The sequence below is a fragment of the Vibrio sp. JPW-9-11-11 genome, assembly GCF_013369335.1.
Taxonomy (GTDB): domain Bacteria; phylum Pseudomonadota; class Gammaproteobacteria; order Enterobacterales; family Vibrionaceae; genus Vibrio.
Genome location: NZ_SZQJ01000005.1, coordinates 681,948 through 704,565, shown reverse-complemented (window position 1 = coordinate 704,565; position 22,618 = coordinate 681,948). Strand labels below are relative to the sequence as shown.

Annotated in this window: 21 protein-coding genes; 12 read left to right on the top strand and 9 right to left on the bottom strand. The window is 48.4% G+C overall.

Annotation, left to right across the window (positions count from 1 at the left end):
• Positions 1–16 precede the first annotated feature (16 nt).
• The 7 genes from pabC to FCU94_RS08860 all read left to right on the top strand — a co-directional run bounded on the left by pabC (position 17) and on the right by FCU94_RS08860 (position 6,614).
• The gene (gene pabC / locus FCU94_RS08890; protein ID WP_176288180.1) at positions 17–820 is read left to right on the top strand and encodes an aminodeoxychorismate lyase; all 804 of its coding nucleotides are present in this window, start codon (positions 17–19) and stop codon (positions 818–820) included.
• Positions 817–1,833, top strand: coding sequence for an endolytic transglycosylase MltG (mltG, locus tag FCU94_RS08885; protein WP_176288179.1), 1,017 nt, complete (start codon positions 817–819; stop codon positions 1,831–1,833). The genes pabC and mltG overlap by 4 nt, the downstream gene beginning before the upstream one ends.
• On the top strand, positions 1,830–2,459 hold the full coding sequence (gene tmk / locus FCU94_RS08880; RefSeq protein ID WP_176288178.1) for a dTMP kinase: 630 nt from the start codon (positions 1,830–1,832) through the stop codon (positions 2,457–2,459). The genes mltG and tmk overlap by 4 nt, the downstream gene beginning before the upstream one ends.
• A gap of 3 nt (positions 2,460–2,462) precedes the next feature.
• Positions 2,463–3,425, top strand: coding sequence for a DNA polymerase III subunit delta' (gene holB, locus FCU94_RS08875; protein ID WP_176288177.1), 963 nt, complete (start codon positions 2,463–2,465; stop codon positions 3,423–3,425).
• Positions 3,416–4,183, top strand: a complete 768-nt coding sequence (locus FCU94_RS08870; protein WP_176288176.1) for a TatD family hydrolase — start codon at positions 3,416–3,418, stop codon at positions 4,181–4,183. Before holB ends, FCU94_RS08870 begins: the two co-directional genes overlap by 10 nt.
• 443 nt (positions 4,184–4,626) lie before the next feature.
• Complete coding sequence (gene ptsG / locus FCU94_RS08865; protein WP_176288175.1) at positions 4,627–6,057, top strand: PTS glucose transporter subunit IIBC; 1,431 nt, start codon at positions 4,627–4,629, stop codon at positions 6,055–6,057.
• Between the two features lie 152 nt (positions 6,058–6,209).
• Positions 6,210–6,614 carry a hypothetical protein gene (locus tag FCU94_RS08860; RefSeq protein ID WP_176288174.1) on the top strand — a complete coding sequence of 135 codons (405 nt, stop codon included), beginning with the start codon at positions 6,210–6,212 and terminating at the stop codon, positions 6,612–6,614.
• Between the two features lie 37 nt (positions 6,615–6,651).
• Here FCU94_RS08860 and FCU94_RS08855 read toward each other — a convergent pair whose 3' ends face one another.
• A complete protein-coding gene (locus tag FCU94_RS08855; protein ID WP_176288173.1) occupies positions 6,652–7,245 on the bottom strand; it encodes a porin family protein in 594 nt (197 codons plus the stop codon).
• A 129-nt stretch (positions 7,246–7,374) separates the two neighbouring features.
• On the opposite strand from FCU94_RS08855, the gene cydH reads away from it, so the two are divergent.
• Together cydH and FCU94_RS08845 are read left to right on the top strand one after the other, a co-directional pair.
• A complete protein-coding gene (gene cydH, locus FCU94_RS08850) occupies positions 7,375–7,467 on the top strand; it encodes a cytochrome bd-I oxidase subunit CydH (protein WP_176288172.1) in 93 nt (30 codons plus the stop codon).
• Between the two features lie 8 nt (positions 7,468–7,475).
• Entirely contained in the window at positions 7,476–8,630 is a 1,155-nt protein-coding gene (locus tag FCU94_RS08845) for a patatin-like phospholipase family protein (RefSeq protein ID WP_176288171.1), read from the top strand.
• A gap of 53 nt (positions 8,631–8,683) precedes the next feature.
• Here the strand turns inward: FCU94_RS08845 and pyk are convergent, their stop codons facing one another.
• A complete protein-coding gene (gene pyk / locus FCU94_RS08840; protein ID WP_176288170.1) occupies positions 8,684–10,126 on the bottom strand; it encodes a pyruvate kinase in 1,443 nt (480 codons plus the stop codon).
• Positions 10,127–10,469: 343 nt separating this feature from the next.
• Between pyk and mlc the strand changes: the two genes are divergently transcribed.
• Complete coding sequence (gene mlc, locus FCU94_RS08835; protein ID WP_176288169.1) at positions 10,470–11,687, top strand: sugar metabolism global transcriptional regulator Mlc; 1,218 nt, start codon at positions 10,470–10,472, stop codon at positions 11,685–11,687.
• Positions 11,688–11,820: 133 nt separating this feature from the next.
• Positions 11,821–12,765, top strand: coding sequence for a chemotaxis protein CheV (locus tag FCU94_RS08830; protein WP_176288168.1), 945 nt, complete (start codon positions 11,821–11,823; stop codon positions 12,763–12,765).
• A gap of 40 nt (positions 12,766–12,805) precedes the next feature.
• Here FCU94_RS08830 and FCU94_RS08825 read toward each other — a convergent pair whose 3' ends face one another.
• The 4 genes from FCU94_RS08825 to FCU94_RS08810 all read right to left on the bottom strand — a co-directional run bounded on the left by FCU94_RS08825 (position 12,806) and on the right by FCU94_RS08810 (position 18,856).
• A complete protein-coding gene (locus FCU94_RS08825) occupies positions 12,806–15,877 on the bottom strand; it encodes an error-prone DNA polymerase (RefSeq protein ID WP_176288167.1) in 3,072 nt (1,023 codons plus the stop codon).
• A 13-nt stretch (positions 15,878–15,890) separates the two neighbouring features.
• Positions 15,891–17,291 (bottom strand): Y-family DNA polymerase, encoded by a 1,401-nt coding sequence (locus tag FCU94_RS08820; protein WP_176288166.1) that lies wholly within the window; start codon positions 17,289–17,291, stop codon positions 15,891–15,893.
• A gap of 2 nt (positions 17,292–17,293) precedes the next feature.
• Entirely contained in the window at positions 17,294–17,971 is a 678-nt protein-coding gene (gene imuA / locus FCU94_RS08815) for a translesion DNA synthesis-associated protein ImuA (protein WP_176288165.1), read from the bottom strand.
• A 141-nt stretch (positions 17,972–18,112) separates the two neighbouring features.
• Positions 18,113–18,856, bottom strand: coding sequence for a YciK family oxidoreductase (locus tag FCU94_RS08810; RefSeq protein WP_176288164.1), 744 nt, complete (start codon positions 18,854–18,856; stop codon positions 18,113–18,115).
• A gap of 88 nt (positions 18,857–18,944) precedes the next feature.
• Between FCU94_RS08810 and sohB the strand changes: the two genes are divergently transcribed.
• Complete coding sequence (sohB, locus tag FCU94_RS08805) at positions 18,945–20,006, top strand: protease SohB (RefSeq protein WP_176288163.1); 1,062 nt, start codon at positions 18,945–18,947, stop codon at positions 20,004–20,006.
• A gap of 92 nt (positions 20,007–20,098) precedes the next feature.
• Here the strand turns inward: sohB and FCU94_RS08800 are convergent, their stop codons facing one another.
• From FCU94_RS08800 to agaF, 3 genes are read right to left on the bottom strand one after another with little or no spacing between them, the layout of a single operon-like run.
• Positions 20,099–20,953, bottom strand: a complete 855-nt coding sequence (locus FCU94_RS08800; protein WP_176288162.1) for a tagatose bisphosphate family class II aldolase — start codon at positions 20,951–20,953, stop codon at positions 20,099–20,101.
• Positions 20,944–22,134 (bottom strand): N-acetylglucosamine-6-phosphate deacetylase, encoded by a 1,191-nt coding sequence (gene nagA / locus FCU94_RS08795; RefSeq protein ID WP_176288363.1) that lies wholly within the window; start codon positions 22,132–22,134, stop codon positions 20,944–20,946. Before nagA ends, FCU94_RS08800 begins: the two co-directional genes overlap by 10 nt.
• Complete coding sequence (gene agaF, locus FCU94_RS08790) at positions 22,124–22,564, bottom strand: PTS galactosamine/N-acetylgalactosamine transporter subunit IIA (protein WP_176288161.1); 441 nt, start codon at positions 22,562–22,564, stop codon at positions 22,124–22,126. Before agaF ends, nagA begins: the two co-directional genes overlap by 11 nt.
• Positions 22,565–22,618 lie beyond the last annotated feature (54 nt).

The following is a 22,618-nucleotide window of genomic DNA, read 5'->3' as shown; positions in this document are numbered from 1 at the left end:
TAAGGCGTAAGGAAGTATGATGCTACTTAATGGTGTTCCAGCTGATTCTATTGGTTTAACCGATCGTTCGTTTCAATATGGTGATGGTTGTTTTACCACTATGTTGACGCGCGATGGTGAGATTGAACACTGGCCGTTGCATATAGAACGTATGAACGCTTGCTTAAAGGTGCTTAAGATTCCTGAACCCGACTGGCCTTTAGTGCATCAATGGTTACTCAGTGCGGCGCAGCCAGTGTCGAAAGCAGGTCTAAAGCTACACATAAGCCGTGGTGAAGGTGGGAGAGGTTATAGTCCTACTCATGTAACGTCACCCAATGTTACCATTAGCGACTTTACCTACCCTGTTCATTATGAGCAATGGAGGCGACAGGGAGTGGTTATCGGGTTGTGTAGCACTCGGTTAGGCCATAACCCTCTATTAGCAGGCCACAAGCACAATAACCGCCTGGAGCAGGTGATACTAAAAGCCGAGATGGATCAGCTAGGATTGGCTGACGGTATAGCCCTTGATCTTGATGGCCGTGTCATCGAAACCACGATGGCCAATCTATTTTGGCTCAATAATCGTACCTTGTGTACTCCAGATCTCAGCCGTTGTGGAGTCGCCGGGGTGATGCGTAGGCTGGTGTTCGATATCGCACAACAGCTTGGCATTCCAGTATGTGTGGATGATTATCAGCTACCTGAAATGATGAACGCCGATGAGGTGTTTATGGTCAATAGCTTACTTGGCGTCGCGCCGATATGCCAAGTAGGTAAGAAAAGTTTTGAAATTGGAACAATAACAACACGAATCCAGGAGATGATCGCGTCGTGATAAAAAAAATCGCTCTCTTGTTGCTCTTTGTTGCCGTGATGCTTACGGCTGGCTACTCCTATGTCGCCAAACAAGTTGAGCAGTATGTAACTCAACCTCTTCAGCTCGATCAGGAGCAAATTTTCACTATTGAGCCGGGGACCAGCTTTAACCGCGTGCTAGTTAACTTGACGCAAGCAGAGTGGCTTGGTTCGAGTGACTGGGTCAAACTTGTGCGTCGCTTTTATCCAGAATTAACCCAATTGCGCGCCGGGACTTATTTATTGCAACCTGGGATTCAACTCAATGAGGCTCTAGAGCAGTTTAAACAGGGCAAAGAGCACCAATTTGCGATTACCTTTGTCGAAGGGTCAACTTTTAAGGAGTGGCTAGAGATCCTGGCCAGTGCTCCTTATTTACAGCATGAACTGCAAGGCTTAAGCGAAGCGGAAATAGGTCAAAAGCTGGCTTTAGAGCAACAGAAGTTGGAAGGACTATTTCTGGCAGAAACCTATCATTATACATTTGGCACATCGGATCTTGATATCCTTGAGCGTGCAAACGACAAGTTACAAAGCGTGTTAGATAAGCACTGGGCAGAGCGTCAACAAGACCTGCCGCTCAAGTCGCCTTATGAAGCACTGATTCTCGCGTCAATTATCGAGAAGGAAACGGCAGTGGAGTCAGAGCGTGAGCGTGTTGCTTCAGTATTCGTTAACCGTTTGAATAAACGCATGCGCCTGCAAACAGACCCGACGGTGATTTACGGGATGGGAGATAAGTACGACGGCAATATCCGTAAAAAGGACTTGCGCACCCCAACCCCTTATAATACGTACACGATTTTCGGGCTACCACCAACGCCAATCGCTATGCCCGGAGAGGCCTCGATTATGGCAGCGGTTAATCCAGAGCAGAGTCGCTATCTCTATTTTGTCGCGAGCGGCAATGGTGGACACGTGTTTTCTAAAACATTGGCCGAGCACAATCGAGCGGTTCGCTCCTACCTTAAAGCATTAAGAAGTAATCAATGAAAAACGCACAATTTATCGTTATCGAAGGCCTCGAGGGCGCGGGGAAAAGCACCGCTATCAACGCAGTATTAGACACCTTACGCCAAGCGGGAATTGAGAAGATTAAGCACACTCGCGAGCCTGGTGGTACGGCATTGGCCGAACAATTACGTACACTTGTCAAGCAAGAGCATGAAGGTGAACAACTGCAAGACATGACCGAACTACTGTTGATGTACGCCGCACGGGTTCAGCTCGTAGAGAACGTTATCAAACCCGCATTGGCAAATGGTGTTTGGGTCGTCGGAGATCGCCACGATTTGTCTTCACAAGCTTATCAAGGCGGGGGGCGAGAAATTCCACGCGAGACTATGCTGGCGCTAAAGCACACCACGCTGGGCAAATTTAAGCCCGACTTAACCATTTACCTAGATCTTGATCCTCGAGTTGGGTTAGAGCGTGCTCGAGGGCGAGGCGAACTCGATCGAATTGAAAAAATGGACATGAGCTTTTTTGACCGCACGCGTGATCGCTATCTTGAACTCGCGAATGAAGACAACTCGATTGTCGTGGTCAATGCGGAGCAGTCGATTGAACAAGTTGCAGACGATATTCGACAAGTGATTCGTCAATGGTTAAATGGGTAAATAATGAGTGAGTTGTATCCTTGGCTTAAACCACTATGGCAAGAGTGGCAGGCGAGCTTAGAGGCTGAACGCTTTGCCAATGCCTCGCTACTGATCGCAGAGCAAGGCATGGGCTCCGAGCAACTGGTGACGCATTTCAGTCGTGCGGTGATGTGTCAAAACTATCCTGCAGAGGCGTGCGGTTTTTGTCATGGTTGCCAGCTTATGACCTCGGCGAGTCATCCCGACTTCCATCTCGTACAACCAGAGAAAGAGGGCAAAGCGATCACGGTCGAGCAGATTCGACAGTGTAATCGTTTAGCGCAGGAGTCGTCACAACTATCTGGATTGAGGCTGTTTGTTATCGAGCCCGCCGAAGCGATGAACGAGTCGGCGGCCAATGCGTTATTGAAAACGCTCGAAGAACCCGCTGCCAGTTGCTTGTTCTTATTAGTCAGCCATCGTTCGAATGGTTTGTTACCGACCATTACTAGCCGATGTCAGCAGTGGCACTTAACGGCACCCGAGTCTGAGTCAGTGGCGAGTTGGTTAAGTGAGCAGGTAGAAGGCCCAGTACCTGCATACGCGGCGCATATTAATGGCAATGCCCCGATCTCGACGTTGGAATTTATTCAACAAGACCACATGAGCCAGTACCAAAAATTAGAGTCTCAACTTCTCGATTGGTGCCAGCAACGTGGAGATGCTTTGAAACTTGCCAAAAGCCTAGCGAGCGACCCTGTTAAGCAACTTCAGTGGCTGTGGTATTTGCTGACCGATGCGCAGAAAGCACACCATGGGTTAATGATGCCGTTTTTCACGCCGGGAGCACAGACTCTTTGCCACTCGCTCGACTATCAACGACTATACTCTCAATCACAGGCACTGCTTACCTTATTAGAGCAGCTTCGGTTGCACACCGGGTTAAATGCAGAGCTGCTAATCTTAGATTGGTTATTTAACTTTCACGGGGACACATGTTCGTAGATTCTCACTGTCATCTAGACAAACTCGACTACCAAGAACTTCACCACGACGTAAATGATGTCATTGCCAAAGCGAAAGCGGCAAACGTGACGGAGTTGCTCTCAGTTGGGGTAACCTTAGACTCTTTTCCCAATATGCTGGACATGATCGAGCCGTATGACAATGTCTATGCGTCATGCGGTGTTCATCCGCTCGACGTCGACAGTGACTTTGCATTGGACACCCTTAAAGAATATGCGTCGCACCCACGGGTCGTGGCGATAGGAGAAACAGGCCTCGATTATCACTATCAGCCTGAAACTGCGGAGTTACAGAGATTACGCTTCGAGCAACACGTCGAGTTAGCGGTAAAACTGAACAAGCCTTTGATCATCCACACTCGTAATGCGCGTGAAGATACGCTCGACATTTTACGCAGTGGTCAGGCCCAACGCTGCGGTGGAGTGATTCATTGCTTTACCGAAGATTTGCCGTTTGCTCAAGCCGCGATGGAACTGGGCTTCTATATTTCAATCTCCGGTATTGTGACTTTTAGGCAAGCAACAGAGCTAAAGGAAGTCGTCAAGTCTCTACCGCTTGAGCGCCTGTTGATTGAAACCGATTCGCCTTATCTAGCTCCCGTACCTCACCGTGGGAAACAAAATCAACCTGCCTATGTAGTTGAGGTCGCAGCCTATATTGCTCAGCTCAAAGGATGTTCTTTACACGAGGTCGGGCAGAAAACCAGCGAAAACTTTAGAAATCTTTTTTTGAGATAGAAAATGACTTCTGGGTAGAAAAGGAGCAATTGCTCCTTTTTTTTGTGTTCAAAATCACTGTAAGTCAAAAAATAGCGGTTGTTTACTAAATTTGTTGAAGTTGAGAGCAAAAAAACGATGAATGTAAGTTTGTTACATAAAATAACAACCCAGCCTATTTTATTTACCCATCAAAATTAATCGATAAGAATATTAATATCAATAAAATCATTAGTTTAATGCAATGAAAAGCATTTCACAGTTGGAGTTGTATTGTGATCTATCTATTAGTTTGAAACTAAATTTCGTAACTAGCTAGAAAGTTCGATTCTACGCAATATATATTTAGAGGCAGAAAATATACTGTCATATGTGGTTACATTTTCTTTGGGTGCTAACATTATAGGCTACGGGGGTGTGCCGTTAGAACCCAATAATTCTTATAACTTATCAGGAGCATAAACATGTTTAAGAACCTTTTTGCAAACCTGCAAAAGGTAGGTAAGTCTCTGATGCTTCCAGTATCAGTACTTCCTGTTGCGGGTATCCTACTTGGTGTCGGTGCTGCCGACCTTGGCTTCATTCCAGAAATTGTTTCTAACCTAATGGAACAAGCCGGTGGTTCAGTGTTCGGTCAAATGTCACTGCTGTTTGCAGTTGGTGTAGCACTTGGCTTTACCAATAACGACGGCGTAGCAGGTCTTGCTGCTATCGTTGGTTACGGTATCATGACTGCAACGCTAGGCGTTATGGCAGGTGTCATGGGTGTTGAAAAAATCGACACTGGTGTCCTAGGTGGTATCCTTGTCGGTGGTTTGGCTGCTTGGGCATTCAACCGTTTCTTCAAAATCCAACTTCCAGAGTACCTTGGCTTCTTCGCTGGTAAGCGTGCAGTGCCAATCATCACTGGTTTTGCGGCGATCGGTCTTGGTATCTTGCTTTCAGTAGTATGGCCACCAATCGGCGGCGCGATCTCGTCTTTCTCTCACTGGGCGGCAGATCAAAACCCACAACTTGCGTTTGCTATCTACGGCGTTGTTGAGCGTTCACTGATCCCATTCGGTCTACACCACATCTGGAACGTACCTTTCTTCTTTGAAGCGGGTTCTTGTGTAAATGCTAACGGTGAGGCGTTAAACGGTGTCCTAACTTGTTACCTATCAGCAGACGATGCGTCTCGCGCTGCAGGCAACGGCTTCGGTCAACTTGCAGGCGGTTACATGTTCAAGATGTTTGGTCTACCAGCTGCTGCTATTGCTATCGCTCATTCTGCTAAGCCAGAAAACCGCGCCAAAGTAATGGGTATCATGGCATCTGCGGCACTGACTTCGTTCCTAACAGGTATCACTGAGCCAATCGAATTCTCATTCCTATTCGTAGCTCCTGTGCTTTACGCTCTACACGCGCTACTAGCGGGTTCTGCGTTCTTCCTAACTAACGCGCTTGGCATTGTACACGGTACTTCTTTCTCGCACGGCCTAATCGACTTCACTGTTCTTTCAGGTAATGCGCAAAACATGGTACTGATGGTTGGCCTAGGTCTTGTTTACGCTGTGGTTTACTACGTGGTATTCCGCGCAGTAATTAAGGCGATGGATCTGAAAACACCAGGTCGCGAAGATGAAACGGAAGAAGCGGCTGCGACTTCGGGTTCTGACATGGCAGGTGAACTGGTTGCAGCATTTGGCGGCAAAGCAAATATCACTGGTCTAGACGCATGTATCACTCGTCTTCGTGTCTCTGTCGCTGAAACCGCTGACGTTGACCAAGCCAAACTGAAACAACTTGGCGCAGCAGGCGTGGTGGTTGTATCAGGTGGTGTTCAGGCGATTTTCGGTACTAAGTCTGATAACTTAAAAACTGAAATGGATGAGTGGATCCGTAACCACGGTTAATTCCCACCTACTCATTCTATTGAAAGGAGGCTTCGGCCTCCTTTTTGGCGTTTATTGATGGTCGTTTTTCTTGCTGTTGACTTATTGATGACATGGTAATTTGGGATATCAGGATAATTTGGTGCTGTTTATTATTCATAGGAACCAGAGTCATGATTAAGCCGTTGAGTGTCATCCTAAGTATCGTTGCGAGCAGCAGTGTATTGGCTCAGCAATCACCCGATATTTCGTTGGGCATGGCGCTAGATCAAGGTTTGAGTGCGGTTGCTGAACTCGACAGCCAATACCGTTTCACACTGGGTAATGATGGCGGTGCGTTTGATTACATTTTCACTCGAGGCCAGTTTGATACCCAGACCCCTTTCACTTGGTATGCCGGTGCAGGAGCGTGGGGTGAATGGGAAGGAAAGGCGTTTGGCGCACGTGTTCCGTTAGGACTTAACTGGAATATGAGTCAAGGCTGGCGAATTTATGGGCAATTGCATCCGGAGCTTAACTTGTATCGCGGTCCAGAATTGCAAATCGGGGCAGCTTTCGGAGTAATCTACTCTTTCTAGCGCCCCACCTATTTCGGCTCCATCTAAACGTTAACTCTTAAAAGCGAAGGGTTAGCCCGATATTGGCAGAAAATTGATTCATCCAATCGGTTTTAAACTTCACAATGCACGAGTCGCCACCGTTGGCTGACAGGTTGCAAGCACCGCTAGTATCGTTGTCGACGACAGTACCTAACCAGCGCAGCTGGGAGTTTAGCGCAAGAGTATCATTAATTTGGTACTCGAAGCCGCCAAAGATGCTTGACGAAAACCCTAACTCTTTACTTACCCAGTGCGCTTCGATATAAGAGCCGCCGAGGCCAATACCTAGATAAGAGTTGAACTTATCTTGTATTGGATAGTAGACACTGCTTTGAAAATGAAAGTAATGCATCGAAGCATTCGAATTTAGCTGCTCGACATCGGTATGTTGTCCGGCGTAAAACAGTCCAACTCTGCCGGTTTCAAACGAACGTTCGATAGATAAAGCCAAGCCTTGTGAACCTTGCAAATCAAACTCATTTTGACCTTGATCTTCGACGCTACCGCCGACGGTGTAACCGAACCAAGGCGTCAGATAGAGCTCAGCACTCATTGCTGGCTGAATAATCGGCATAGCCAACACTATTGATAGCTGAGTGAACCTGTTCATCTTAAGATCTCCAGCGGTAAACATGTTGTTAATTGTGACGCTAACGCGATAATTTCGCACGAAAAAAGGCTATATATTGAAGATGCCTCACGCTGATGTTATTACTTTGTTACATAAAAGGAGAGCATTATGAATAACGACCTTAAGTTTGCACTTGTTATCACAGCAACCGCTTTTGCGGTAATCCTTGGTTTTGCCATTACCGCGGTCATCTCAGCCTAGGTAATCGTATGAAAAACTGCGGTGTTATTAGCGACGCTGCTGTACAACTCGATACTGAACGTCTGAAGAAGTACACTGGCGGAAAAAATGCTCTAGTCGCTCAAGGGGGTGGCCAGCGGGGTATTTTTACCGCAGGCGTACTTGATGCGTTTCTCCTTTCTAACTTTGACCCTTTTCACTCTTTCTATGGCACCTCAGCAGGTGCACTTAATTTATGCGCTTTTCTATGCCGTCAACGCGGTATCGGCCGTTCGTTTATTCTCGATTTGACGACTGATCCCAAGTTCTTTCAATTATTCCGTTATATCAGGCGTAAGCAGTTCCTTGGTTTAGATTGGGCGTTGGATAAGATCAGCGATTACCCCTACCGCCTCGACATTGATATGGGACGGAAAATGCTGGAGGGTCGTCAGGCTTTCGCGGCAGTCACGGATACCACTCGATTGCATGATCACTATTTGCCGATGTTGGAGCAAGATTGGAAACAGGTGTTGGTCGCAACGTGCGCCATACCACGCCTGTACGCCGAGCCAGTTCGCTTTTCGCATGGCGAGTATGTCGATGGTGGTGTCTCCGCTTCTATCCCAGTACAGGAAGCATGGCGACGTGAAGCGCGCTGTATTGTTGTCATCCGTACTGAAGGGCACGACTTGGCAACAGGAACTGTCGAGGTCAATCAAGAGCCTCCTGTGACCTGGTTACGAGATTCGTTCAATGTGATCCAGGAGCAGTGGCAAGAGAAAATTGGCCAATGGAAGCAGGATTGGGGGGCTTTTTTTAACTACCAGATGCAACGAGCGGTTCAACAGAAGAGTCAAGGCAGTAAAGTGGAGTCACTGAACGGAGGGCGTTGGTTATTTGGCGCTGATGAAATATACCGCCTGAGCCATCTGCTGGGTGACAAATTTGATTCTACTTTAGCGGATATGTTGATGGTCCATTATCAAACCTATTCCTTGACTCAAGATTTCCTAAATTCGCCGCCAGATGATTGTTACATTATTCAGATTCGTCCCGAACAGGCACTGAAATCTAGCTCTCTCATGAGTGACAAGGCCGATTTACTGCACGATTATCAGCTTGGTCTTGATGCCGGGTATCGTTTTGTCGACGTCTTCTCTCAGTGTGCGCCTCCGCCAGTGTTGATGACCCACGACTGGTAGTCAGCAAAAAGGGAGCGACGGCTCCCTTTATTTTGGACGAGTTATGGCGGTCATTAGGCGGCAAGTATCCGCATACAGTTGGTTGAGCCCACCACGTCCATCACATCCCCTTGAGTAATGATGACTAAGTCTCCGTCATCAAGTAACCCACGCTGTTTGAGTGTGGCGACAGCCGCTTGCGCCGTCGCAAGCCCTGTGTCCGATTTGTCGTGGAAAAAGACTGGAAATACCCCGCGATAGAGCGCAGAGAGATTCAAAGTGCTTTCGTTGCGTGATAGAGCAAAAATAGGAAGACCAGAGCTGAGACGCGACATCATTAGTGCGGTGCGTCCCGACTCTGTGAGTGTGACTATGCCTTTTACGCCGCGCATATGATTGGCTGCAAACATCGTCGACATCGCAATGGTTTCTTCACCAGTTTCAAATACCGAGTCCATTCGATAACCAGAGCGGTTGATCGCGGCCATTTTCTCAGCGCCTAAGCACACCTCAGCCATGGAACGTACGGTTTCGAGCGGGTATTTACCCGCGGCGGTTTCCCCCGACAGCATAACCGCGTCTGTGCCGTCGAGTACCGCATTGGCTACATCCATAACCTCGGCGCGTGTCGGCATGGGGTTTTCCATCATCGACTCCATCATTTGAGTCGCTGTGATCACAGTACGGTTGAGTGAACGAGCTCGGCGGATCAGTTGTTTTTGGACGCCAATTAACTCCGGATCGCCGATCTCGACTCCAAGATCGCCTCGTGCCACCATAACGGCATCAGAGGCAAGAATAATGTCATCAATATTTTCAGGGGTCGCGACGGTTTCGGCGCGCTCAACTTTAGCCACTAGACGGGCTTGTAAACCAGCATCGGTTGCTAGGCGGCGGGCGTATTTCATATCTTCGCCATTGCGTGGGAAGGAGACGGCCAAATAATCGACTTTCAACTCGGCGGCGAGTTTTATGTCGAGCTTATCTTTTTCGGTGAGTGCTTCGGCTGAGAGGCCGCCGCCTTTTTTGTTGATGCCTTTATTATTAGATAACGCACCACCAATGGTTACTTTTGTCCTAACTTGACTGCCGCTGACACCCACGACTTGAAGCTGCACGCGTCCATCATCGAGCAGCAGGATATCGCCTGTTGAAACGTCGTCTGGTAGCGCTTTATAGTCGAGGCCGACCGCATCTTTATCTCCTTGTCCTGCGGGTAATGCACTGTCTAGGGTAAAAATGTCGCCGATGTTGAGTTGTACTTTGCCTTCCTTAAAGGTTGATACACGAATTTTAGGCCCTTGAAGGTCGCCCAAAATAGCCACATGTGTGCCGAGCTTAGCGGCGATATTGCGCACGCGAGTGGCACGCTGGCGATGATCGTCGGCTGTGCCGTGGGAAAAGTTCATGCGTACGACGTTCACGCCAGCTTCGAGAATAGATTCAAGTACACCCGGTTTGTCGGTTGAAGGCCCAAGTGTTGAAACAATTTTTGTTCTTCTTTGGATGGCAGTCATTCGGTTCTCCTTGATATGAATCTGCGCAGTGTCAGTCGCGCTCCGACGTACACCGTGTTGTCTAGCGAGTGAAACGTGTCGATACGCTTAAGTATATACCCGCGTTCGCATCTCGTTTTGTAAATGGCCGATGAGCGCTGTTTAAGCGTGAGAAGCGTGATTTGAGACATAATTATTTACGCAAAAAAATACAATGTGATTTGTGACTAAGCGTCCGCTATTTGATTCGGAACACAAACAAACATGTTTATACGTGACCCTTGTCACGGCGATTCATCAAAGCTCTTCACAATTACTTCGCAAAGTAAAAAAATTACCAGGTTATTGATATTCGGAGCACTCTATGTACATGGCTCAACCTGGCCATATTGATCACATCAAGCAGGTCAATGCTGGCCGTGTATATAAACTCATTGATCAAAAAGGTCCTATTTCTCGAATAGATCTCTCGAAGCAAAGTGAGCTTGCCCCGGCGAGTATCACCAAAATCACTCGTGAGCTCATCGAGGCGCACCTGATCCACGAAACGACGGTGCAAGAGGCGACCAGTCGTGGCCGACCAGCGGTTGGCTTACAAGTCAATAACGAAGGCTGGCAGTTTCTCTCTATGCGCTTAGGGCGTGGTTACCTCACCATCGCACTGCACGAACTTGGTGGCGATGTGTTGATCGACACGAAAATCGATATTCACGAAGTAGACCAAGACGACGTACTAGCACGCCTTCTGCATGAGATTGATGAATTTTTTCAAACCTATTCTGATCAGCTCGATCGCGTTACCAGTATTGCGATTACTCTGCCAGGTTTGGTGAATTCGGAACAGGGCGTGGTATTACAGATGCCGCACTATAATGTTGAGAATTTACACTTAGGGCCTGAAATCTATAAAGCCACTGGCTTACCGGTTTTTATTGCCAATGACACCCGAGCATGGGCGCTGGCCGAAAAGTTGTTTGGACATTCACAAGAAAACGAAAACTCGGTCTTGATCTCAATACACCATGGTTTAGGTGCAGGCATTGTGCTCGATGGCCGCGTTTTACAAGGGCGTCACGGTAACATCGGTGAACTTGGGCATATTCAAATCGACCCGAACGGTAAGCTCTGTCACTGTGGTAACCGAGGCTGTCTAGAAACCGTCGCCAGTTCACAGGCGATCCGCAATGAAGTCAGTGAGCGTATCGCGCAAGGCGAGCCCTCATCGTTGGCTGAAATTGAAGAAATTTCGGTTGAGGATATTTGTGAAGCCGCCGCGAATGGCGATCCTTTGGCTGTCGACGTGGTAGAAAAGCTTGGCCGCTATTTAGGCTCAGCGATTGCGATAGTGATCAATCTATTTAACCCTGAGAAAGTGCTTATCGGCGGGGTCATCAACCAAGCGAAAGCGATCCTCTATCCTGCGATTCAAACCTGTATCGAAGAGCAGAGTCTGCCTGTTTATCATCAAGATTTAGAGCTGGTTGAGTCTCGTTTTTATAAACAGGCGACAATGCCAGGCGCTGCTTTGATTAAACAAGCACTCTACGATGGCTTGCTATTAATGAAGGTTATCGAAGGATAATGCTTTCTTAGCAGTAGCTCTCCTTTATCTTTGCAATAAACCCATATAATCTTAAACGATATATGGGTTTATTTTTTTATCTTAGTCTTGCGATAGACTATTTTTGTTATATCTACACTGGTTGAGAAATAGTATGTCTGGAGTTTTAAATACCGTCGACCAACGAACAAATTTGGTGGGTGAAAACCGCCTAGAGTTGTTGTTATTCAGCCTCAACAGCAGACAACTATTCGCGATTAACGTGTTTAAAGTCCGCGAAGTGATTAAAGTTCCGCCACTGACTAAGATGCCTGGCTCGCACCATCACATTACCGGAGTGGCTTCGTTGCGTGGAGTATCGGTGCCTATCATTGATTTGCGTGCGGCGATTGGTTTCCCACCTTCCCGGTTAGAAAATCAGGAAGAAAACCTCATCATCACTGAATATAACCGCACTATTCAGGGGTTCTTGGTTGGTCAAGTGCGAAATATCGTCAATACCGCATGGACCGAAATTCAGCCGCCGCCGAAAACGGCCGGACGCGCCAACTACCTGACCGCGATCACTCAAGTCAAAGACGGGAAACAAAGTGAGATCGTCGAAATAATTGATGTCGAAAAGGTGTTGGCACAAATTATCGATTATGACATTTCAATTTCTGAAGGGGTATTGGACCAAGATCTTGTCAATGAAATGGTGGGGCGTAATGTCCTAATCGTCGATGACTCGTCTACGGCGCGTGCTCAAGTACGTGGAACACTTTCCCAACTTGGTTTGAACATTATTGAATGTGAAGATGGTCTTGAAGCGCTCAAGTTACTCAAATCTTGGTGTGACGAAGGAAAAAATGTGGTCGAGGACTTGCTGCTGATGATCACTGACGCTGAAATGCCGGAAATGGATGGCTACAAGCTGACCCATGAAGTTCGTAGCGATCCAAGAATGAAAGATCTGTTTGTCACTCTCAATACTTCACTCAGTGGTAGTTTTAATGAAGCCATGGTGAAGAAAGTCGGCTGTGATCGATTTATTTCCAAGTTCCAGCCAGATCTCTTGGTCGAGGTCGCACAAGATAGATTGAGAGATGTGCTCAGCTAACAGGGTTAGATTCTAAAGAGAGCTTCGGCTCTCTTTTTTATTAATGGAAATCTCTCGATTTACTAGTCAGTCCATGCAGTTTATCGCTTATGTCGACAAGTCGTCCGGCAATCACGTGTTGTACTTCGCCTTCTTTCTCCAAAATCCCTTTTACTTGCAATATTTTCGCGGTCAGATAAGCCTCTTTCTGCGCGCGAGCGGTCGCTTTCCAAACTACAACATTAATATTTCCGGTATCGTCTTCGAGAGTAAAAAAGGTCACTCCGGCAGCGGTGCCAGGAGATTGTTTGCCGGTGACTACGCCGGTGACCGTCACCAAAGCTTTATCGCGCTGCTGGGCTAAGTCTCGTAACCGGGTAAAACGGCCGAGCATACCCGCTTCATCCAGTAATGTAATGGGGTGCTTGGCGAGTGAGAGGCCGGTTGAGGCATAATCTTCTAGGAGAGTCTGGCTTTCGCTTGGCGGGCGAAGCGCTGGTTGTGGCGTCTCTTCAAGCTGCTGAAATAACGGTAACTCTGAGAGCGTGTCCATCATTGCCCAGCGGGTTTGGTAACGATTGTCGCTGAAACTATGCATTGCATTCGCTGAGGCTAGCAGCTCAATATCTCGACGTGTTAGACCGCATTGCTTGAGCTGGTTGATGTGCTGAAATGCTCCACCCTGACGAGCTCGCAGCAGCTGTTTGGCGCTCTGCTGGCTTAACCCTTTAATTTGGCGAAGACCAAGTCGAATCGACCATTGACCTGGTTCGCCTACTACTTGGTGGTGGTAGCCTGATGCGTTGACACAAATGGGCAGGATAGAGACCTTATGACGCTGCGCATCTTGGATGAGTTGTGATGCGCTGTAAAACCCCATAGGGAGGCTATTCAGTAACGAGGTGTAAAAGATATGAGGATAGTAATACTTTAACCATGCAGAGCAGTAGGCAAGCACCGCAAAGGAGGCTGAATGACTTTCAGGAAAGCCATATTCACCAAAACCGAGAATCTGGTCAAAAATACGCTCGGCAAAATCTAATTGATAACCGCGACTGAGCATACCGTCGATCAGTTTGGTCTTGAACTTGACTAGATCGCCGTTTTTTTTCCAAGCCGCCATCGCCCGGCGTAATTGATCTGCCTCACCTCCGCTAAAGCCAGCGGCAACCATCGCCAGTTTTATTACTTGCTCTTGAAAAATAGGCACGCCCATAGTGCGCTCAAGCACCTGTTCGACTTCCTTAGAAGGGTAGGTGACAGGCTCAATACCATCACGACGTTTTAAAAACGGATGCACCATATCGCCTTGAATCGGACCTGGGCGAACAATGGCAATTTGCACCACTAAGTCATAGTAGGTTTTGGGCTTGAGTCTCGGTAGCATGCTCATCTGAGCGCGCGACTCAATCTGAAACACCCCCACGGTATCGGCCTGTTGAATCATGCGATAAACCTTAGGATCGTCTTGCAGGCGGGTAATATCGGCAATGGAGAGCGAGCGCTGGTGGTGGTGCGCGATCAAAGCAAAACATTTACGAATCGCAGTGAGCATTCCTAGGGCCAACACATCAACTTTGAGGAGCTTGAGCGCTTCTAAGTCGTCTTTGTCCCATTGGATCACTGTCCGGTCAGCCATTGCGGCGTTCTCGATTGGGACCAGCTCGTAGAGTGGCCCAGCGGCAATAACAAAGCCCCCTACATGTTGAGAAAGGTGACGAGGAAAGCCGAGTAATTCATCAACCAGGTGGATAAATTGTTCACCTTTGAGTGAATCTGGCTCAAGCCCGAGTTGCACGATTTGCGACTGCCAGCCTTGCGTACGGTCGCGGCGGTTCACATTTTTAATAAAATAGTCGAGTTGACTCTCTTCGATGCCAAGCGCTTTGCCGACATCGCGTACGGCACTTTTGAAGCGATACGAAATCACCGTCGCGGCTAGAGCCGCTCTCTCTCGGCCGTATTTTTGGTAGATATATTGAATCACTTCTTCGCGGCGTTCATGCTCAAAATCGACATCAATATCGGGCGGCTCATCGCGTTCCTTGCTAATAAAGCGTTCGAATAACACTGAAATTTGTCTTGGATCGACAGAGGTAATTTCAAGGCAATAGCACACCACAGAATTGGCAGCGGAGCCTCGCCCTTGATAGAGAATGCCTTGCTGTTTGGCAAACATCACTATGTCGTGAATGGTTAAAAAATAAAATGGGTAATTGAGTTCTTCTATTAGCGCTAGCTCTTTATCTATGGTGGCTTGAATCTCGGCAGGCACGCCTTGTTTAAACCGTGTCTGTTTGCCTTTTTCGACCAGCGCTTTTAGGTAACTGATTGGTGTATAGCCATCAGGGACGAGCTCGCTGGGGTATTCATATTGCAGTTCACTCAAGCAGAAACGGCAACGCTGAGCAATATTCACGCTTTCTTGGCGCCACTCTGGTTTGAATAGCTTGGCCAACTTTTCTTGGCTGCGAAGACAGCGTTCGCTATTGGTCAGTCGCTTTTCCGCAAGTTCTTCAACGGTGCAACCATGTTTGATGGCGCTTAACGTGTGCTGAAGGGGAAGACGTGTTGCGGTGTGCATCAAAACCCCACCACAGGCGGTGATGGGTAAACCCAGTTCGCGAGCTAAGCGTTGGCAATGGGTGATATACGCGTGATCATCGGCGGCTAAGTGTCGCTGTAAGCCGATCCATAAGCGGTGATTATGGTGCTGTGTTAGCCACAGCCCCCATTGGTCATCACTGCGAGTATGGCTAGGTAACCAGAGCAACAAGCAGTGTTTAATCGACATTAAATCCCACTCAGACAACTGGTAAGCGCCTTTATCACAGCGACGGCGCGCATTGGTAATGATACGACAGAGTTCCGCATAAGCCGCCCGATTAGGACAAAGTAGCACCACTTGGCACTGTGAGTTGAGCCAAAACATGCTGCCAATAATCAGGTTGATATTGAGTTGCTGCTGTTGGATGGTGCTATACGCCCTAACGACCCCAGCGACTGAACACTCGTCGGTAATCGCTAGTGCGCGATAACGTAAAAAATCCGCCTGTAAAATCAGCTCTTGAGCGTGAGAGGCGCCAGTCAAAAACGAAAAATTACTTTGGCAGAACAGTTCTGCATAAGCCATCAGTCTCTCCTAATTAACTGAACAAACCGTGGACAAACCAATGCTGGTTTTGGTTGCGAAACACCCATAGCCAGCGCCCTTCACAACTGCGAGCAATAAAGTAATCGCGGGTGATATCGTCACCGTCCCACCAACCCGCCACAATACGCTCCGGCCCTAATTGGAACTGGACTTGTTCCGTTAAGGGCTGTGGCTGAGCGAGAAGAAAAGTAGGGCGTAGCCGCTGTGTGGCAGTTGGGGGCGGTATTGATTGGGTAGGTTCACACAGTAATGTGGCTTTTTCTGGTCGTGGGTCATGGTTGGGGGCGATTTTGCATACCTGATCGTTGCCGAGCTTGGCCTGCAGTAACCCGATCAGTTCAAGTTCACTCTGCGCCTCTTGCTGGCCATTAAATAGGTCTGGGCTATTCGACTCTAACTCCCCTCCACGTATTAAGCGCAATGTTAATCCTTGAACGGGTGCCTCTAGTTGCAGTGATTCCATGGTGAGTTGGCATAAGGTCATCCAGCGCGTCGCAAGGTAGTCACCACTGGCAGAGTAGAAGCGCAGTGAAGCATCGGCGTGATCGCGTTGTTCAAGTATCAACTCCAGTTCGTATGCTACGTGATTGCGCAGGGTAAGAAACGCTTCCAATTGATCTAACAACGTCCGCAGTGGTTTTTCGAGCCACTGAATAGTTTCGATATCGAACAGTAGCTCTCGATAGCGTTCAAATTGCTCGGGTGGATGATAGAAGTCGATAGGATGTTTAAATTGCCCCATTAAGCGCCCAATATAGTTGACCAGCTCAATATCAAAGCGGCGTGCAAGCTCTGGCATCGGCGTCGCGAGGAGATCGCTTAATTTATCAATGCCGACCCGTTGTAGTGTATCAATCTGCTTACTGGTTAACTCCGTGGCACTGAGAGGAAAGCGGCCGACTTTTTTAATCAGCTGCTCCTTATCCAGCGTAATGTGATTTGTGGCCGATTTAGCGAGCAACATCGCCGAGAGCGGAGAAAAGCCACTGGCATAGTGGTAATTGAGATCCAGAGATTTAAGGTGCCGCGACACCTTTTGCCAATAAGTGGTTATGTCACCATAGAGTGACAGCATATTGGTGACTTTAAGTAACACACCCTGAGGGGGAAATAGGCCGATATCAGAGGTCACCATATATAGCCACTGAGCGATATTGAGCAAGGTTTGCTGCTCTGTCTCGGCATCATAGGGGTGAACTTGTAAATTATGACACAGGGCACTGGCGCTGCCTAACCCCATGCCGACTTGGATACCTTGCTGCTGTGCTAAGAGATTGCACTGCACAATCCTAAATTGTTGGTTGTCGACAATCGCGATCGGTAAGTTTTGCTGCTCGGTAAACAGGGCGTCGAGCTGCAAGGTGGCAAAGTGAAGGTAGATCCAACTGTGCATAATTAACCTTGTTGACGAAGCGGGAAAGGGATCACCACTGGGTTTTGTGGTCGCAGAGTCAAACTTGGCCATTGTGAGCCCAATTCGACCACAAAGCTGCCTTGCGGCCAGCCGCCTTTACGTTTGGTAATGGTGACTTCAATACCCAATGCGTGCGGTAGCAAGGTCATACTTAAGCTAACAGGCAGCGAAAATAGGCTCTTATTCGCGGTTTTAAATAAGAACTGCAAGCTGTGACCATATTCACTCGCGATTTGCAGTCGTCGAGCTTGATGCACTTCAAGTTCGGGATGCCACAGCAATACATTGCTACACGCACCAGAGCGTAGGCACTGCTCTGCTGCCCATAATGCTTGCTTATCGCTTTTCGGATAGATAATCAGTAGTTGGTTGCAATCCAATCCTTCATTCGCCAGTTGTTCAGCACATAAATAGCCAGGAGGCTGAATAAAGACCGATAAACGTTGCTGACTGGTGATTTTCAGGTGTGGTAGCAATAAGCGTAGCTCCCCAATGCCGGTTGCCCCTTGCAGTTCAACCACGCCATGCTTTGGAAAGCCGCCTTGTAATTTACGATCAAGAAGATCGTAGCCAGTCGGGTTATGCTCTGCTGACTCAGGGGTTTGACTACCTTGCCAAAGCCATTGTTTCTGCTTAAGAGTTTCGATTAATTCATACATAACAAAATACCTGTATATATGTACAGTATAATTAATTATCTATGATCAGCAAGGAGAGAAAAGATCGAGTGGAAACAAAAACGCCTTGTGTTGGCTAAAAGCTGACACAAGGCGTTGTTATTTATAAAAAAGGTTTAGCGGCTATTTTTTCGGTTGCGCATCAATACACTGACCATTGATGGTTTGACCTTCCGGCGCCATCAAGTAGAGATACAGCGGCATGATCTGTTGTGGCGTTTTGAGCAACTCGGTATCTTCGGCAGGGTAGGCTTTAGCACGCATCGCGGTGCGAGTAGCGCCAGGGTTAATCGCGTTAACACGAATCTTGGTGTCGCTGAGTTCATCGGCGAGGACTTGCATCATGCCTTCAGTGGCAAATTTAGACATTGCGTAGGTGCCCCAGAAAGCACGGCCGCTATGGCCCACTGTCGACGAGGTGAAGATAATCCGTGCATCGTCCGATTTATGCAAAAGTGGCAGCAGTGCTTGGGTCATCAAAAACTGCGCTTTAACATTCACCTGCATGATGTCGTCGTACGTGTCTTCACCAATTTGATCAAATGGGCTGATCACGCCAAGTAAGCTGGCATTGTGGAGTACGCCGTCTAAACGACCAAATTGCCCTTCAATGGTGTCGGCCATATCGAGGTAATTTTGTTTGGTCGCGCCTTTCATATCGAGCGGAATGATCGCAGGTTGCGGGTAGCCCGCCGCTTCAATTTCATCATAAGTCTGTTCCAGTTTTTTCACGGTACGACCGAGTAGAATCACAGTCGCACCATGCTCGGCGTAAGAGAGTGCCGCTTGTTTACCGATGCCTGCTCCTGCACCTGTGACGAGAATGACTTTACCTTTTAGGGCATCTGAAGAAACAGCATATTCCACGATGTGTATCCTTTTGTAATGATCTGCTTTATGAATCCATAAGTTGGTGGTTACAATACACTAATTCGCACATGAGAGGATAACCACATTGGAATTTTTATTAGACTATGGGCTGTTTTTGGCCAAGATTGTGACTGTCGTAGTCGCGATTATCGCGATTTTAGTGATAGCGAAAGCAGTAGGCGGCAAGAGTGGTGCGGCGAAAGGCGAACTGGAAATCATCAACCTAACCGAGCAGCACAAGCAGACGGTAGAGCAGCTTGAACACCACCTGCACGACAGCGCGTTTATTAAAGCGCGTGACAAAGCCGAGAAAAAGCTCGACAAAGAGAAAAACAAAACCCGCGAGAAAGAAATTAAGCAAGCGGCGAAACAGGGCGACTTAGAGAGCAAACGCGAACCACACCTGTTTGTGCTCGACTTTAAAGGCAGCATTGATGCCAAAGAGGTTGCGTCGCTACGTGAAGAAGTGACCGCGATTCTAGCTGTGGCGCGTGAAGGCGATGAGGTGCTACTGCGCCTTGAGTCTGGCGGCGGTATGGTGCACGGCTACGGCTTGGCATCGTCGCAACTCGATCGCATTAAAGCCGCAGGCCTGACCTTGACGATTGCGGTGGATAAAGTCGCGGCCAGTGGCGGTTACATGATGGCCTGTATCGCCGATAATGTTGTCTCGGCGCCGTTTGCGATTGTCGGCTCGATTGGTGTGATTGCCCAACTTCCTAACTTTAATAAAGTACTGAAAAAATACGACATTGAGTATGAGCAGCTCACTGCAGGGGAATACAAACGTACTCTGACTATGTTTGGCGAAAACACCGATAAAGCACGCGAAAAATTTAAACAAGAGTTGGAAGAAACCCATGGCCTGTTTAAGAATTTTATTCGTGACCACCGCCCAGATCTGGACTTGGATAAAGTCGCCACTGGCGAGCACTGGTTTGGTACTCAAGCACACGAGCTGGGTTTAGTCGATGAAATTAAAACCTCAGACGACATTGTCGTGGAAGCGTGCAAAGACAAAACCGTATTGGCGATTCATTACGTTGAGAAGAAAAAACTGGCGTCTAAACTGGCAGGCATTGCCGGCGAAGCCGCAGACAACGTGCTGATGAAGCTGATCGATCGAGGCCAACGGCCGATTGTTTAGCGAGTCTGTATAAAAAAAAGGAGCCTGACTAAGGCTCCTTAACACACCATCATAGGGGGGAGGTGTTAACTGAAAATGGCGAACAATGTTGGCTATAACTTCCCTTCACTGCCACACATATAAATCTTATCCATCACGACTTGTTTCATCGCCGCTTTGCCCGGGGTGATGTACTTACGTGGATCGTTAGCATCTGGGTTTTCACAGAAGTGCTGTTTGACCGCATTTGAAAACGCGATTTTCAGCTCAGTCGCGACATTGACTTTGCACACACCTAGCTCAATACAACGGCGCACCATCTCCTCTGGCACGCCAGACGCGCCGTGCAGCACCAGTGGAATATCGACCACCGAGCGGATTTTCTCTAAGCGTGCAAAATCTAACTTGGGCTCTGCTTTATAAAGACCGTGCGCGGTACCAATTGCGACGGCCAGGGAGTCGATACCAGTGCGGCGGACAAACTCTGCAGCGGAAGCGGGGTCGGTCATCAGGGCGTCAGCAGAGTCGACAATCAAGTCATCTTCCTGTCCTCCCAAGCGGCCGAGTTCGGCTTCAACGCTGGCATCGTAGCGATTACAGTACTCGACCACAGAACGAACGATGTCGATGTTTTGATCGAACGCATGGTGAGAGCCATCAATCATCACTGAGCGGATACCGTGTTCGACTTTATTGCGGATGTCTTGCAAGTCTTCATGGTGGTCAAGATGCAGCACTAATGGAATCGAGTGTTTGTGCGCCGCTTCTTTGCAGATGCTGATCAGATAATCGGTGCCGGCGTAGTCGTACGTGCCTGGTGTGCCAGCCAAAATGACGGGTGAGCCCATTTCCGATGCGGTTTCGACAATCACTTGCACTGTCTCTAAGTTATGAATATTAAATGCTGGTACAGCGTAACCACCTTGTTGAGCACGTTTAAGCATTTCGCGAGAAGAGATTAGATACATAAAGCCTCCTGACTGGATACTGCGTCGCAATCGAATACGAGACGTCCGTTAACCCAAGTCTTTGCAATTGAGAAATCTGAGTGAATCGCCACCATGGAAGCGCGTTTGCCCACTTCCAGAGTGCCGAGTTGATGTTGTAAATTGAGTGAGTGCGCAGGCGTTAACGATGCCATCAACCACGCTTGTTCGAGTGGCAAATTGAGCCAGTTCTGAATATTGGCGACGGCGTTGAGTAAAGTCAGTGTGCTGCCCGCAAGGCCACCGGTATTTGTGGTGACTACGCCGCCTTTCATTTCTACGGTGTACTCGCCAAGGGTATAGTGCCCGTCAGGCATGCCCGCGGCGCACATGGCGTCGGTGATCAAGGTCATGCGCGTGCCGCAGCAGCGGTGGGCAACATCAATTGCCCCAGGGTGCACATGATGGCCATCGGCGATCATTTCGACGTAACTATTGGGATGACACAAGCCTGCGCCCACGACGCCGGGGTCTCGGTGGTGGAGTCCGCGCATGCCGTTGTAGCAATGTACGATGCCGCTCGCACCCGCATCGAGCGCTTGTTGGACTTGGTCATAGCTGGCATCGGTATGGCCTAACATGACCTTAATACCTTGTTTCTTTAAGTAGCGGATGGCGCTTAGCGCGCCCCGTTTTTCTGGAGCAAGGGCCAAGGTGATTAGCTGGTTATCACTGTATGAAATCCACTGATCTAGCTCTTCAACAGATAGCTCTCTAAACCATTCGATAGGATGAGCGCCGCGATGTTTCTCGGTGAAATAAGGCCCTTCCAAATATGCGCCAAGAATTTCAGCGCCTTGTACGCCGCGCTGTTTGCTTTTGGCAACTTGCTGCAGCGCTGCGCGAATTTTACTGACTGGCGCTGTCACCGTTGTGGCAACAAACGCGGTGACCCCTTGGCTGGCAAAAAAGCAAGACATGGCGTCTAAGCTGCTGTGCTCTGCATCCATCACATCACAGCCTTTTGCACCGTGCACATGGGTGTCAATTAAGCCCGGCATCAGGCTGACTTGGCCTAAATCGGTATAATCGTCGTACTGCTGTGGGTCAAAAGGTGCAATGGCGTCAATGGTGCCATCAACAACAGTGACCACGGCGTCATCTAGCCAATGCTCGCCGTGCAATACCCTTTGGGCTCGGTAGCGAAGAGGTTCAGATACCATCATGTTCTTCCACTATCGCTGCGTTCTCTTTCACTGCCATTTCAGCCGCGAGTGAGGTGATTCCGCGATGACCACATTCAACCGCTTGGTCTCGAAACTCGATAAGAGTGAGCTCGTCGCGCTCGAGCAGCATTTCGGCTGCCATTTGTAGATTGGTGCCGGTCACGACTTGAATATCCTCGCGCTCTTGGCTGAGTAGCGATGCGGTACGAAAAGGAGTGCCACCGAGCAGATCCGTAAGAAAAACCACCCCTTCGCCGGAGTCGAGATTTTGTATCGCTTGGCGCATCTGCGCTTCAAGTTGCTGCGTGGTGGACTGTTCAGGAAAGTCCAATGCGATAAATTGTTGCTGTTCGCCAATCACTTGGTGAATCGCTTTCTCAATGCCCGATGCAAACCCACCGTGGCCAGAAAGAATTACTGCAATCATGTTTTTATCCTTATAGGGGCTGACTTAACAGCCCCAATACTGCGTGTGGAAGTA

Bases quoted from the DNA above. Each gene is read 5' to 3' on its own strand.
- pabC (WP_176288180.1), top strand. From the start codon at position 17: ATGATGCTACTTAATGGTGTTCCAGCTGATTCTATTGGTTTAACCGAT.
- tmk (WP_176288178.1), top strand. From the start codon at position 1,830: ATGAAAAACGCACAATTTATCGTTATCGAAGGCCTCGAGGGCGCGGGG.
- holB (WP_176288177.1), top strand. From the start codon at position 2,463: ATGAGTGAGTTGTATCCTTGGCTTAAACCACTATGGCAAGAGTGGCAG.
- FCU94_RS08870 (WP_176288176.1), top strand. From the start codon at position 3,416: ATGTTCGTAGATTCTCACTGTCATCTAGACAAACTCGACTACCAAGAA.
- ptsG (WP_176288175.1), top strand. From the start codon at position 4,627: ATGTTTAAGAACCTTTTTGCAAACCTGCAAAAGGTAGGTAAGTCTCTG.
- FCU94_RS08860 (WP_176288174.1), top strand. From the start codon at position 6,210: ATGATTAAGCCGTTGAGTGTCATCCTAAGTATCGTTGCGAGCAGCAGT.
- FCU94_RS08855 (WP_176288173.1), bottom strand. From the start codon at position 7,245: ATGAACAGGTTCACTCAGCTATCAATAGTGTTGGCTATGCCGATTATT.
- cydH (WP_176288172.1), top strand. From the start codon at position 7,375: ATGAATAACGACCTTAAGTTTGCACTTGTTATCACAGCAACCGCTTTT.
- FCU94_RS08845 (WP_176288171.1), top strand. From the start codon at position 7,476: ATGAAAAACTGCGGTGTTATTAGCGACGCTGCTGTACAACTCGATACT.
- pyk (WP_176288170.1), bottom strand. From the start codon at position 10,126: ATGACTGCCATCCAAAGAAGAACAAAAATTGTTTCAACACTTGGGCCT.
- mlc (WP_176288169.1), top strand. From the start codon at position 10,470: ATGTACATGGCTCAACCTGGCCATATTGATCACATCAAGCAGGTCAAT.
- FCU94_RS08830 (WP_176288168.1), top strand. From the start codon at position 11,821: ATGTCTGGAGTTTTAAATACCGTCGACCAACGAACAAATTTGGTGGGT.
- FCU94_RS08825 (WP_176288167.1), bottom strand. From the start codon at position 15,877: ATGGCTTATGCAGAACTGTTCTGCCAAAGTAATTTTTCGTTTTTGACT.
- FCU94_RS08820 (WP_176288166.1), bottom strand. From the start codon at position 17,291: ATGCACAGTTGGATCTACCTTCACTTTGCCACCTTGCAGCTCGACGCC.
- imuA (WP_176288165.1), bottom strand. From the start codon at position 17,971: ATGTATGAATTAATCGAAACTCTTAAGCAGAAACAATGGCTTTGGCAA.
- FCU94_RS08800 (WP_176288162.1), bottom strand. From the start codon at position 20,953: ATGTATCTAATCTCTTCTCGCGAAATGCTTAAACGTGCTCAACAAGGT.
- nagA (WP_176288363.1), bottom strand. From the start codon at position 22,134: ATGGTATCTGAACCTCTTCGCTACCGAGCCCAAAGGGTATTGCACGGC.
- agaF (WP_176288161.1), bottom strand. From the start codon at position 22,564: ATGATTGCAGTAATTCTTTCTGGCCACGGTGGGTTTGCATCGGGCATT.